This is a genomic window from Bradyrhizobium sp. USDA 4503 (genome assembly GCF_054055815.1).
This window is the reverse complement of record NZ_JBSRXS010000001.1, coordinates 6,083,807-6,096,360: the sequence shown is the minus strand read 5'-3', so window position 1 is coordinate 6,096,360 and position 12,554 is coordinate 6,083,807. Positions and strand designations below refer to the sequence as shown.

Annotated in this window: 9 protein-coding genes; 5 read left to right on the top strand and 4 right to left on the bottom strand. The window is 64.1% G+C overall.

What is annotated here, in order from left to right; all coding sequences use genetic code 11:
• The first annotated feature begins 62 nt into the window (after positions 1–62).
• Positions 63–2,855 carry a [protein-PII] uridylyltransferase gene (locus ACVMIH_RS29015; RefSeq protein WP_225647051.1) on the top strand — a complete coding sequence of 931 codons (2,793 nt, stop codon included), beginning with the start codon at positions 63–65 and terminating at the stop codon, positions 2,853–2,855.
• Positions 2,856–3,379: 524 nt separating this feature from the next.
• Here ACVMIH_RS29015 and ACVMIH_RS29010 read toward each other — a convergent pair.
• The 3 genes from ACVMIH_RS29010 to ACVMIH_RS29000 form a co-directional block, all read right to left on the bottom strand.
• Positions 3,380–5,326: a glycosyltransferase gene (locus ACVMIH_RS29010; protein ID WP_057015401.1), complete on the bottom strand. Its 1,947-nt coding sequence runs from the start codon at positions 5,324–5,326 to the stop codon at positions 3,380–3,382.
• Entirely contained in the window at positions 5,323–6,678 is a 1,356-nt protein-coding gene (locus tag ACVMIH_RS29005) for an HlyD family efflux transporter periplasmic adaptor subunit (protein WP_245311273.1), read from the bottom strand. Before ACVMIH_RS29005 ends, ACVMIH_RS29010 begins: the two co-directional genes overlap by 4 nt.
• 388 nt (positions 6,679–7,066) lie before the next feature.
• Positions 7,067–7,333, bottom strand: coding sequence for a hypothetical protein (locus tag ACVMIH_RS29000; RefSeq protein WP_057015418.1), 267 nt, complete (start codon positions 7,331–7,333; stop codon positions 7,067–7,069).
• 368 nt (positions 7,334–7,701) lie between these two features.
• Between ACVMIH_RS29000 and ACVMIH_RS28995 the strand changes: the two genes are divergently transcribed.
• The 3 genes from ACVMIH_RS28995 (at position 7,702) to ACVMIH_RS28985 (ending at position 10,598) form a co-directional block, all read left to right on the top strand.
• Positions 7,702–9,453, top strand: a complete 1,752-nt coding sequence (locus ACVMIH_RS28995) for a PAS domain-containing sensor histidine kinase (protein WP_245311272.1) — start codon at positions 7,702–7,704, stop codon at positions 9,451–9,453.
• Positions 9,447–10,121 (top strand): response regulator transcription factor, encoded by a 675-nt coding sequence (locus tag ACVMIH_RS28990; protein WP_057015399.1) that lies wholly within the window; start codon positions 9,447–9,449, stop codon positions 10,119–10,121. Before ACVMIH_RS28995 ends, ACVMIH_RS28990 begins: the two co-directional genes overlap by 7 nt.
• 102 nt (positions 10,122–10,223) lie before the next feature.
• Positions 10,224–10,598 carry a response regulator transcription factor gene (locus ACVMIH_RS28985; protein ID WP_076824638.1) on the top strand — a complete coding sequence of 125 codons (375 nt, stop codon included), beginning with the start codon at positions 10,224–10,226 and terminating at the stop codon, positions 10,596–10,598.
• 770 nt (positions 10,599–11,368) lie between these two features.
• Here ACVMIH_RS28985 and ACVMIH_RS28980 read toward each other — a convergent pair.
• On the bottom strand, positions 11,369–11,893 hold the full coding sequence (locus tag ACVMIH_RS28980) for a methylated-DNA--[protein]-cysteine S-methyltransferase (protein WP_057015397.1): 525 nt from the start codon (positions 11,891–11,893) through the stop codon (positions 11,369–11,371).
• Positions 11,894–12,083: 190 nt separating this feature from the next.
• On the opposite strand from ACVMIH_RS28980, the gene ACVMIH_RS28975 reads away from it, so the two are divergent.
• Entirely contained in the window at positions 12,084–12,446 is a 363-nt protein-coding gene (locus ACVMIH_RS28975; RefSeq protein WP_028335620.1) for a DUF1304 domain-containing protein, read from the top strand.
• Positions 12,447–12,554: the final 108 nt, after the last annotated feature.

Genomic DNA, 12,554 nt, shown 5'->3' with positions numbered 1-12,554 from the left:
AGCTGCTGTCGTTATACTTTGGTCAGTGACAGCAACGGCTCCGTCCGATATCGGATGAACCTATGGACAGCGTCGTAGCCGAGGCCCGCCCTGAAGCGGATGATCGTTTCGAGACCGAGCGGATCACCGCGGCGGTGAATGCGCTTGCCGAACGGCATGCCGGCCGCGAGGACCAGTTCCGCGCCGCGATGGCGCAGCTGCTCAAGGCCGAGCTGATCGCGGCGCGCGCCACGGCGCAGGCGCTGCTGCTTAAGGACCGTCACGGCCGGCGCTGCGCCGAACGGCTCTGCTTCGTGCAGGACGAGATCATCCGCATCCTCTATGCGGCGGCGACCCGGCACCTCTATCACTCGCCGATCCCCTCGGGCGCCGAACGCATGGCCGTGGTGGCCACCGGCGGCTATGGCCGCGGGCTGATGGCGCCGGAGTCCGACATCGATCTGTTGTTCATCCTGCCCTACAAGCAGACCGCCTGGGGCGAACAGGTCGCCGAAGCCATTCTCTATTGCCTCTGGGACATGGGGCTGAAGGTCGGCCACGCCACCCGCTCGGTCGATGAATCGATCCGTCAGGCCCGCGGCGACATGACGATCCGCACCGCGATCCTCGAGACGCGCTTCCTGACCGGCGACCAGCCGCTTTATGACGAGCTGGTCGAGCGCTTCGACAAGGAGGTGGTGCAGGGCACCGCGTCGGAATTCGTCACCGCCAAGCTTGCCGAGCGCGAGGAGCGGCATCGCCGCGCCGGCCAGTCGCGCTATCTGGTCGAGCCCAACGTCAAGGACGGCAAGGGCGGGCTGCGCGACCTGCACACGCTGTTCTGGATCGCCAAATACGTCTACCGCGTGCGCGAGACCGACGAGCTGCTGGAACGCGGCGTGTTCGACGCGCAGGAATACCGCACCTTCCGCCGCTGCGCTGACTTCCTGTGGTCGGTGCGCTGCAATCTGCACTTCTTCGCCGGACGCGCCGAGGAGCGGCTGTCGTTCGACATGCAGCGCGAAATCGCGGTCCGCCTCGGCTACACCTCGCATCCCGGCATGCAGGACGTCGAGCGCTTCATGAAGCACTACTTCCTGATCGCGAAAGACGTCGGCGACCTCACGGCGATCCTGTGCGCCAAGCTCGAGGAAGAGCACAACAAGCCGGCGCCGGTGCTGAGCCGGATGGTGGCGCGGCTGCGGCCCGGCACCAAGCGGCGGCGGGTTAACGGCAGCGACGACTTCATCGTCGACAACAACCGCATCAATCTCGCCGCGCCCGACGTCTTCAAGCACGATCCGGTCAACCTGATCCGGATCTTCCGCCTTGCGCAGCAGAACAACCTCGCCTTCCATCCCGATGCGATGCGCACGGTGACGCGCTCGCTGAAGCTGATCAACACCCAGCTGCGCGAGAACGATGAAGCCAACCGCCTGTTCATGGAGATCCTGACCTCCGACAATGCGGAGATCGTGCTGCGGCGGATGAACGAGACCGGCGTGCTCGGTCACTTCATCCGCGCCTTCGGCAAGATCGTGTCGATGATGCAGTTCAACATGTACCACCACTACACGGTGGACGAGCATCTGCTCCGCTGCATCGGCTTCCTGCAGGACATCGAGCGCGGCGGCAACGAGGAGTTCACGGTCGCCAGCGACCTGTTTCGCAAGATCCGCCCCGAGCACCGCCCGGTGATCTATATCGCGACGCTGCTGCACGACATCGCCAAGGGCCGACCTGAGGATCATTCGATCGCCGGCGCCAAGGTGGCGCGGCGGCTGTGTCCGCGGCTCGGCTTCTCGGCGGCCGACACCGAACTGGTGGCGTGGCTGATCGAGGAGCATTTGACGATGTCGACGGTGGCGCAATCGCGCGACCTGTCGGACCGCAAGACCATCGAGAATTTCGCCGCCGTGGTGCAGTCGGTCGAGCAGATGAAGCTGCTCACGATCCTGACCACCGCCGACATCCGCGGCGTCGGACCGGGCGTGTGGAACGGCTGGAAGGCGCAGCTGTTGCGCACGCTGTATTACGAGACCGAACCGGTGCTGACCGGCGGCTTCTCCGAGGTCAACCGCGCCCAGCGCATCGCGGTGGCACAAGCCGAATTCCGCCGTGCCTTCACCGAATGGCCGGAGGCGGAGCTCAACGCCTATATCGGCCGGCATTATCCGGCCTACTGGCTCAAGGTCGAGCTGGCACGCAAGATCCGCCAGGCCCGCTTCATCCGCGCCAGCGAGCAGGCCGGCCACAAGCTTGCGATCAATGTCGGCTTCGACGAGGTCCGCGCCGTCACCGAGCTGACGATCCTGGCGACCGACCATCCGTGGCTGCTGTCGATCATCGCGGGTGCCTGCGCGTCGGCCGGCGCCAACATCGTCGACGCCCAGATCTACACCACGACCGACGGCCGCGCGCTCGACACCATCTCGATCTCGCGCGAATACGACCGCGACGAGGACGAGGGCCGCCGCGCCACCAGAATTGGCGAGATGATCGAGCACGTGCTGGAAGGCAAGCTGCGGCTGCCCGAGGCGGTCGCCAAGCGCACCGTCCGCAGCAAGGCGCGGCCGTTCATCGTCGAGCCCGAGGTGACCATCAACAACCAGTGGTCCGACCGCTACACCGTGATCGAGGTCTCCGGGCTCGACCGGCCCGGCCTGCTCTATCAGCTCACCACCGCGATCTCGAAGCTCAACCTCAACATCGCCTCCGCCCATGTCGCGACCTTCGGCGAGCGCGCCCGCGACGTGTTCTACGTCACCGACCTGCTCGGCGCCCAGATCACCGCTCCGACCCGGCAGGCCGCGATCAAGAGCGCGTTGCTGCATCTGCTGGCGAGCGAGGACCAGGCGGCGAAGCCGGCGGCGTGAAACGCCGCACCAGAGCCTGATGAAGTCAGGCTGGATCGGTCTCGCGCCACGCTGGCTGCACCTCTCCCGCTTGCGGGTAGGGCAATCGCATATCGGCTCGATAGCTCCACAAACTCGTCATGCCCGGCCTTGTGCCAGGCATCCGCGTCTTGGTTTCGCGAAAAGGCGTGGGTGGCCGGGACAAGCCCGGCCATGACGGCGCGGGAACAGCGGTGCTGGAGCCATTGCGATTGCCCTGCCTTTGCTGGGGAGGCGCGTTGCCAAAATATCGAAAACAACCCCATGCAAAGTAGCCGGCAGTGGCTGGCGTTCGACCAGGCTACTTGACGCGTCGGGCAACTCAGGGATACTCTTCCAATAATCCGAAATTACGCAGATGCACACTCACCCCTGGGTGCAAATGTCATTTGCGTCCTTCTTTAACGCTTCCACGTCGTCACGGCCGATGGCCTGCGATAGCCCGCCCTTTCGGGGAGCGGGCGCACCGCCTTCGCGGCCGCCATTCGACCTAATCTCACCGTGCCTTAGCCGAACAGCCGCATCAGCAGGGCCTTGCCGACCGGCGCGGCGCGCACGCCTTGGAAAGCGCGGACATATTCGCCGGCATAGAATGCGCGCACGACATTGACCCGGGTCGCGACCGCGTCCTCGAAGCGGACGCCGAAGCCGTCGCGGGTGCGCCGGACCACAGTCGCGGCGACGTTCTGTCCGTAGACATTGCATTTGATCAAGGAACCGATGGCGGGCGGGACGGGATCGATGAAGCGCGCACCGGAGATCGAGATGTCGGCCATCCGGATCAGCCGCATCTCGCTGTCCTGATGGATCAGGATCGGCTCGTCGCGCTCGAACCGCTCGGCCTTGCGGCGCCGCGGCTGCTCGATGCAGATGAAGCACACGATCGCGAGCACGACGCAATTGTACAGGCTCCAGGCCAGCGCCAGCCCGCCATAGGCGATGTTTTCGCCGCGCAGATGCAGGATGAAGGCGTAGGCGATCGCAAACAGCGTGATCAGCAGGGCGGCACCGTAGAGCCGCAGCAGCGGCCACTCGATGAAGCGGCGGTTGCGGTCGCCGCCCTTGGCCGTCACCTTGAATTTGTGGCCCTGCGGCCTGGCGAGGCCGGTCACGACCGCCTTCAGCACCGCGGGCGCCGCGATGTATTGCGACACGTCGGTCATGATCGCGAGCGAGCGGCCGCGCGAAATCCAGGCCATCGTGAAGGCGTGCCAGACATAGAACGGCAGGAAATATTTTAGCAGCTCGAACAGGTCGGCATGGACCGCCTTGATCCCGAACAGCAGATAAAGCCACGGCACGACCAGGCCGAACACCTTGGTGCCGTAGACCGCCGCCCAGCTCATGAAGGCGTCGACCAGCGACAGCCGGTCCATGAAGGCGAGCTTCGATTGCCGCGAGAACGGCCCGCTGCGGCCGCGGAAGATCTGCATGAAGCCGAGACACCAGCGTCCGCGCTGCGTGATGTATTCCTTCAGTCCCTCCGGCGCGAGTCCGATGGTCAGGCGCTCGTTCAGATAGACCGTGCGCAGTCCCTTCTCCTTCAGCCGCAGTGTGACGAGGTAATCCTCCGTCACCGAATCGGTCGGGAAGCCGCCGATCTGCATCAGGCCGGAGAAGCGGATCAGCGATGAGGTGCCGCAGCAGAACGCCGTGTCCCAGGCATCCTTGGCCGGCATCAAAATATCGAAGAAGAAGCGCTGCTCGTCGGGCCACACATCGGTCGCCGCGAGATTGGTCTGGATCGGATCCGGGTTGATGAAGTGCTGCGGCGTCTGCACGACGCCGACGCTGCCGTCCTGCATCAGGCTCATCGCCCGGGTCAGGAAGTCCGGCATCGGGACGAAATCCGCGTCGAGGATCGAGATGAACTCCGGCCGCTCGGCCAGCCCGGAAACGTGCTGGAGCGCATGATTGATGTTGCCGGCCTTGGCGTGGCGGTTGTCCGGACGGGCCAGATAGTTGCAGCCGAGCTCCTGGGCGAGCCGGCGCAGCCAGAGCCGCCGCCCATCGTCGAGCACCCAGACGCGGTAATTGGGATAGTTGAGCCCGGTCGCGCCGATGATGGTGCGCTCCAGGATCGCCTTCTCCTCGTTGTAGGTGCAGATGAAGACGTCGACGAGCGGCGCGTTTGCGGGCAGCTTCGATCGGCGCAGGATCGAATTGACCTCGGGTGAGCGGTCGATCGTGCGGCTGAGGAACAGCAGCGACAGGCACACCGCGATCATCGAGGCCGCCTCGGCCAGCATGAAGGGATAGCCGACCAGCGCGTCGGCGGTGAGGCCCGGAGGCGGCAAGGTGTGGGTCGCCCGCCACGCGAAATAGTGGACCAGCAGGACGAACGACATGCCGGTCATCATGACGCGGGCCAGGGTCTGCTCGCGGCGGAGCAGGGGTAGGATGGCAAGGCAGGCGCCGAAGGCGACCAGCCCGGGCGCAAATGCCGCCATCATGACTTTGCCACGTCCGCGTTGAACACCACGCGCCCGGTGCGGCCGACCGCGCAATCCTTGCCCGTGGTATCGAGCGCCGGCATCGAGACCGTGACCCGATAGGGTTCCTTGTTCAGCGCATCCGGATTGATCGCAAGGTTCGCGGGCGCGCCCGACGCGCCGGTGAGATTGACGATCTCGCCCTGCAGCGCGGCGCTGCCGTCATTCGGCTCGAAGTTCGCCTGCTCGCCGAGTTTCAGTCCGTTGTAGACGCTCTCGGTGACATTCGCCGTGACCACCGCGCCGCTGCAATCGAGCAGCTTGAGCAAGGGCTGCCCGGCCCTGACGTCCTCGCCGGGCGACGTCATCATCTCCCAGATGCGCCCGCCGACCGGCGCCTTGATGTCGGCTTCCGCCCGGTTGACGTAGTGCAGCTGCTCGGCTGCGATCTCGTGGGTCAGCCAGTCGATCTCGGCATCGGCATGCGCCAGATCGGCGCACAGATCGCTAACGCGCTGGCGCATCTCCTCTTCGCGCTGCACGGAGCTCGGCCGGTCATTGTAGCTGTCGCCGAGATAAGTGCCATTCCTTGCGGCGGTGAGCTCGACCTTGGCGGCGTCGAGACGCCGTCGAGCGCCGATTTCGGTCTGCTGCGAGATCGCATGCTCGCGCGTCAGGCGGGCCATTTCGACCGTCGACACGCTGCCCGACTTGATCAGCGACGACGCCCGCTCGACGGCGGCCACGGCCTCCTCCCGCCGTGCGGCGGCGGCCTCGATCGCGGTCTGGATTTCGGCGATCCGGGCCTCGAGCTGAAGGATGCGGCCGTCACGGAACTGGCCGGCCTGGCGGGCAAGATCCTGTTGCGCCGTCTCGGCGGCCGCAAGCTTGGCGGCCAGACTCGGGCGCTCATTTTCCAACCGCGACATCTGTCGTCGGAGATCATCGAGCCGGGCGCGATCGCCGCGTGCGTTAACGACGTGAAGGATCGCATCGCCCTCGTGAACCACGCTGAGCTGCGTGGATTTCTGCGGCTTCGCGCTCACGGTGCCGTCGATCGGTGAGCGCAAGGTCACGATCCTGGCGTTGACCACGGCCTCCACGCTCGAGGTCTGCAACACAGCCCTGAGCGGCAGCCATCCGAAGACGGTGACGATGGCAAGGCCAATGCCGACCTTGAGCAGGCGGCGAACCATCCGGCCTGAGCCTGCGGGCGCTTCGGGATGGGGAGCGCTATCGCTGGCCGGCTCGTCATGCTCCGGCTGCAGCCGTTCCTGCAGATCGCGCTGCAATCCCCGTGCGCCGTCGGCCTCATTCCTGGTGACGGAATTATTGTCTTCGGGAAGCGGCTTGTGCTGCTGTGCCTGATTCATAATGACCGGCCCCTGATCTGTCAGTGCGCGAACCAACGCACAGCTCTGCAGAGCGATGCCGTTGCCGGACAGATCCAATAATCAGGTGCTTCAAAAGCGGCTAAAGCGAACCGGGCATCTTTCGAAAAAATTGCTGCAATTTGCCGCCCGTCGGGAGCCTGGCGCGGGAGCCGCGCCGTCGACCCGCTCCGCCCATCATTGCGGTGCGCCATTGCGCAGCCGAGGGCGTCTGCAGAACTGAGCCCGGAATCCATCAGGGCCGGGGCTAGGCGGGGAATGGATTCCGGGCTCTCACGGAGGCTGTGATCGGACCCGTCTTGCGCGACCCAGGCGTGAGCAGCCAGCGCTTCGGTCCCGGCAGCCTGCCGGACTTGGAATTCAGGGCCGGCTACCGCCCTGAGTCTGGCGCGTCGAATTGCGGCTGCAGCGCCGCCAGGCTCGCTCCCAGCAAGGCCAGGTAGCTGGCCTGACAGACCACCACGCCCAGATCGAATGCGTCCAGCAGATCGATCCACGGGTTGTCGGTCAGCGTGCTTGCTGTTTGCCTGCCACCAACGATAACGGAAGGCTGGAAGCTGCGATCGCGTCTCTGAGGCCTTGCCTCGTGGTCGACGTCGTCGGAGCAAACGATCAGATGCAGGCGCGCGCTGGGCATTTCAATCTCCGTCACTGATAGGCGATTGCTGAACCCCGGAAATCTCTGCCGTCATCGAGTTACCCAATAAGCGTAGTCACCGGGATGGAACGGGCCATTGAACGGAGGTTGATCCGACCATTACATTCGGTGGGGACGACTCATACTTGAGTTTAGGTCGCAACCTGGACCTGAGCGCGCTCAACGGCTTCGCTTTCTGCGCGATCCCACGGGGGTGGACCGCCAAAAAGGCCGGCGTCATCCCGCCCGGGCGGCAAGAAAGCTGCTAATATACAGTCTATTGGGAGGGCGACGTTGTCGCCGCTGATGGTAGCAGTCACCTAGCGACGCAGCGCGGCCCATGATGATGGCCAAGTGCTGGGCTGCCGATGATCCGCGACCCGACCACGAAGTCCTGGTCGGCCGAGCAATGGCTGCTCGGCGGCATGGTGCTGGCCTTGGCGGCAACCTGCATCGGGCTGTTGCTAGGTTCGCAGCCGGCAGCTTCCGCCCATCTGGTTGCCCTGGCGCTGCTCGTCGCGTCGCTGACCGCCGCATTGCTGATGATCCGCCTGGTGGGCCGTTCGCAAAGGCGGATAGAAGCCATGTTGCGCGGCCGAGCCAGCAGCGAGGAGCGCGCGATGGAGGCGCTGCGCAACAGCGAAGCGCAATGGAAGGAGGTATTCGAGCACAACCCGGTCATGTACTTCATGGTCGACGCAACGGGGCTCGTGCTGTCGGTCAACACGTTCGGCGCGGCGCAGCTCGGCTACACCGTCGACGAACTGCTTGGACAATCGGTGCTGCGGGTCTTTGCCGCCGAAGACCGGGACATGGTCCAGCGCAACGTCGCGGCATGCCTCGACAACATCGGCCAGACCCACAATTGGGAAATCCGGAAGGTCCGCAAGGACGGTTCACGGATTTGGGTTCGTGAAAACGCCAAGGCGGTGCGGCGGCTGGGCGATCAGCTGATCGTGCTGATCGCATGCGAGGACATCACCGAGCGCAAGCACGCCGAAAATGCGCTGCAGCAGAGTGAAATGTACCTGACCGAAGCCCAGCGATTGAGCCACACCGGCAGCTTCGGCTGGCACGTCGCCAGCGGCGAGATCATCTGGTCGGAAGAGACGTTCAGGATCTTCGAATTCGACAGAGCTCCTTCCATCACACATGCCACGGTCCTGCAGCGCGTCCATCCGGACGATCGCGCCCGCGTGCAACGGACCATCGACCGCGCCTCGCTCGACGGCAAGGACTTCGAGCACGGCTACCGATTGCTGATGCCCAATGGGGCGATCAAATTTGTTCACGCCAGGGCGCATGCGGTGACGAATCTTTCGGGCGACACCGAATTCATCGGAGCGGTCACCGACGTGACCGCCCGCAAGCGAGCCGAGGCGGAGTTGCACGAAGCGCAGACCAACCTCGCACACGTCACGCGCGTGACGGCGCTCGGCGAGCTCGCCGCATCGATCGCCCATGAAGTGAACCAGCCGCTTGCCGCCGTGGTCACCAATGCCGCGGCATGCCTGCGGTGGCTCAACCGGGCGGCCCCCGATCTGAACGAAGCCCGCGGCGCGGTCAGGTCGATCATCAGCGACGGCAACCGGGCGGGCGAGGTCATCCAGCGCGTCCGCGCGATGGTGAACAAGACGACCGATCAGAAGGCGCCACTCGACGTCAATGAAGTCATCAACCAGGTGATCATCCTGGTGCAGCATGAACTGCAGCGCCACCATGTATCCTTGCAGCTCGACCTCGCTCCCGCGCTCCCGTCTGTCGTAGCCGACCGTATCCAGCTGCAGCAGGTCATCCTCAACCTGGTCCTCAACGGCATCGAGGCCATGCAGCCGGTCACGGACCGGCCGCGGGGACTGGTGATCCGGACGCGACATGACGAGGTCGGGCAGATCGTGGTCACGGTCACCGACTGCGGCGTCGGAATCGCGACCGAGAATGCCGAACGGCTGTTCGACGCCTTCTACACCACCAAGGCCAGCGGCATGGGAATGGGGCTGTCGATCTGCCGATCGATCGTCGAAGCCCACCGAGGCCGCCTGTCCGTGACCGGAAATAGCGGCCCCGGCGCGACATTCCAGTTCACCTTGCCACTGCACGAAGAGGATCATGCATGGTGACCGGGCGCGCGGCATCGCCTTCTGGTCTTGCAAACGCCGAGGATCCCGTCGTCTTCGTCGTCGACGACGACGCATCCGTGCGGGACGCCCTGAGCAATCTGTTCCGGTCCGTCGGCTTGCGGACCGCAGCATTCGGCTCGGCCCATGAATTTCTGCAGCGCAAGCCTCCGGATGTCCCGAGCTGCCTGATCCTCGACATCAGATTACCGCGGGTGAGCGGGCTGGACTTTCAGGGGGAGCTGGCGAAGGCGGGCATCGATATTCCGATCATCTTCATGACCGGCCACGGCGATATCCCGATGACGGTCAGGGCCATGAAGGCCGGCGCTGTGGACTTCCTGACCAAGCCATTCCGCGATCAGGACATGCTGGATGCCGTCACGACGGCGATCGAGCGCGACAGGAGTCGTCGCGATGAGGCCAAGGTTCTTGCCAACCTGCGCGCCGCCTTCGCGACCCTGACGCCGCGTGAACGCCAGGTGATGACGCTCGTCACGGCGGGGTTGATGAACAAGCAGGTCGCCGCCGAAATCGGTGTGGCCGAGATCACAGTGAAGATACACCGCGGGCACATCATGCGGAAAATGGCGGCAAAGTCGTTACCCGATCTGGTCAGGATGGCACAGATGCTCCAGATCGGACCGGCAGCCGGCGGGGCGCAAACCTAAGTATGATTCTCCGGCCCCGATTGGCGACGCACTGTGGTCCCCACATGATGCACACGCCAGAGGCCCTTCCGGCCCGGGATAACCTCCTTGCCCAACCCGCCAGTGATATCAATCATCGACGATGACATGTCGGTTCGCACCGCGACCGACAATCTCGTCAGGTCGCTAGGCTACGCGGTCGAGACCTACGCGTCGGCCGAGGAATTTTTGCACTCGCCCCGCCTGAATGACACATCCTGTGTGATCGCGGATGTCAGGATGCCGGCCATGAGCGGGCTCGACCTGCAGAGCCACCTCATTGCCAGCGGACACCGCTTTCCGTTCATTTTCGTCACGGCGTTCTCGGTCGAAAGCGATCGCGTCCGGGCGCTGAAGGCTGGAGCGATCTGCTTTCTGAGCAAGCCCTGCGACGGGGACGTCCTGATCAAATGCCTCGATACCGCCCTCAGGCAGCACAGCGCGGCGCCGGGTGCGTGAGTTGGATCAGCCATCACCAGGCCGGCTATACGCAAGGATGATGCCACAAAACATCTGGACAAGTTGCGCATGGACGGCGGCGGCGCGAGATTTCGCATCGTCGTCCTTCGGGAAGATCGACGGCGAGGACAGCACCAGACATTTTGATTGGCAAATGGCAATTCCTCGGAGGGAGGTCGCCATGCGTGCGGAACCGCGCTGCGCCCAGTGTGACAGCGAAGAGCCCAAGATCATCTGTTTGCGAAATCCGGCGGGCGAACGCTACTGCGGACGCCTCTGCCTCTACAAAGGCCAGGAGGACTTCATCCGCTGGCTTTGGCGCGCGAATGCGGAGGCAGCGTCATGACAGCTCGTTGCGGAAATCCGGCCTGCAAGCGGCCTTTCGGGCTGATCCGGCATAATTGGTATTTTGAGCAGTTTTGCTCGACGAAGTGCCGCGAGATCCACAAGCGGCAGCTGGAGCGCAACAAGACCTATTGGAAGTGGCTGTATCCCTTCCCCAGAACCGACGCCCCATCGAAAAAGCCGATCTGACGACGTTGGCCAACAACGCTCAAGGGAGTCTCACATGACGACGGTCGATGCGATGCTGGTAGGAGCGATACTCGCGTGGGTGCCTTCGCTCGTCGTGTTCCTCTATGTCGTGCGCGATCTGCGTAACATGCCCAGCGAAGATCTCGATTGATCGCCACACCGGCGGCCGAAGCGGATTGCTGGATCGTTGTCTTGACGCGCTTCTTCACGCGAACCGGTTCCCACTCGAAAACGCTCTAGACCTCCACGCCCTCGTGGCGTAGCAGCCAGCGCTTGCGCTCCAGCCCGCCGCCATATTTGACCAGTGAGCCGTTGGCGCCGATCAGGCGATGACATGGCACGACGACGCTGATCGGGTTGGAGCCGTTGGCATGGCCGACCGCGCGCATCGCATTCGGCGCGTTCAGTTTCGCCGCCAGCGCGCCGTAGCTCATGGTGGTGCCGTGCGGAATGTTCGGCAGCGCGTGCCAGACCTTCTGCTGGAACGGCGTGCCGGCGACGCGCCATTCGACATCGGTGAGACGATCGAGATCGCCCTTGAAGTAATCGCCGAGCGCCTTGCGCATCGCAGCCGGCGCGCGGCCGTCCCGCAGCGTCACGGCGCCATAATGCAGCCGCAGCAGGTCGAGCATGCGCCCTTCATAATCGTCCCAGTCGAGCGCGCGCAGCACGCCGTCATCATCGGTCACCAGCAGCGCGGTGCCGATCGGGGTCTTGAGGCGGTCGAGGTTGAAGGTCTGTGCAGTCCTGCGGTCGGCCATTGTCATATCTCGGGCAAGCAGATCGGCCGGCATACAATTCACCGCCCGCATGCTAGCGTCCACCCGAATTCTGGGTAGAGCGTTTTTCGAGCGAAGCGGAGACCGGTTCGCGTAAAGAAAACGCGCCAAAACAAGAATCTTGAGCTTCGATTCTGATTCAATCAGAACCGAAGCTTTGGGGGGCCGCAATATGTTGTTGCTTGGCAATGTTCTGGTCGCGGTGGTGGCCATGCTGCACGTCTATTTCCTTGTGCTCGAGATGTTTCTCTGGACCAAGCCGCTCGGGCTGAAGACGTTTCGCAACTCGATCGAGAAGGCAAACGATTCCGCGGTGCTCGCCGCCAATCAGGGGCTGTATAACGGCTTCCTCGCCGCCGGACTGATCTGGGGCCTCATACATGGCAATCCGGCCTTCGCGTTCCAGATCAAGACATTCTTCCTGCTCTGCGTGATCGTCGCCGGTGCCTATGGCGCCGCCACCGTCAGCCGCCGCATTCTTTATGTGCAGGCGGCTCCCGCTGCGTTGGCGCTGATCCAGCTCTGGCTGGCCTAAAGCGCGGGCGCGCTTTTGTTTTCTTGAGCATGATCCGCTCGGAAACCGCTTCACAGTTTTCCGGATCATGCTCAAACGCGACATCGCGCGCAGGGTGCATCGTCTTGC

What these genes read in the sequence shown, in the direction of transcription:
- ACVMIH_RS28995 (WP_245311272.1), top strand. Translation starts at nt 7,702, where the DNA reads ATGATCCGCGACCCGACCACGAAGTCCTGGTCGGCCGAGCAATGGCTG.
- ACVMIH_RS29000 (WP_057015418.1), bottom strand. Translation starts at nt 7,333, where the DNA reads ATGCCCAGCGCGCGCCTGCATCTGATCGTTTGCTCCGACGACGTCGAC.
- ACVMIH_RS28990 (WP_057015399.1), top strand. Translation starts at nt 9,447, where the DNA reads ATGGTGACCGGGCGCGCGGCATCGCCTTCTGGTCTTGCAAACGCCGAG.
- ACVMIH_RS28975 (WP_028335620.1), top strand. Translation starts at nt 12,084, where the DNA reads ATGTTGTTGCTTGGCAATGTTCTGGTCGCGGTGGTGGCCATGCTGCAC.
- ACVMIH_RS28980 (WP_057015397.1), bottom strand. Translation starts at nt 11,893, where the DNA reads ATGGCCGACCGCAGGACTGCACAGACCTTCAACCTCGACCGCCTCAAG.
- ACVMIH_RS29015 (WP_225647051.1), top strand. Translation starts at nt 63, where the DNA reads ATGGACAGCGTCGTAGCCGAGGCCCGCCCTGAAGCGGATGATCGTTTC.
- ACVMIH_RS29005 (WP_245311273.1), bottom strand. Translation starts at nt 6,678, where the DNA reads ATGAATCAGGCACAGCAGCACAAGCCGCTTCCCGAAGACAATAATTCC.
- ACVMIH_RS29010 (WP_057015401.1), bottom strand. Translation starts at nt 5,326, where the DNA reads ATGATGGCGGCATTTGCGCCCGGGCTGGTCGCCTTCGGCGCCTGCCTT.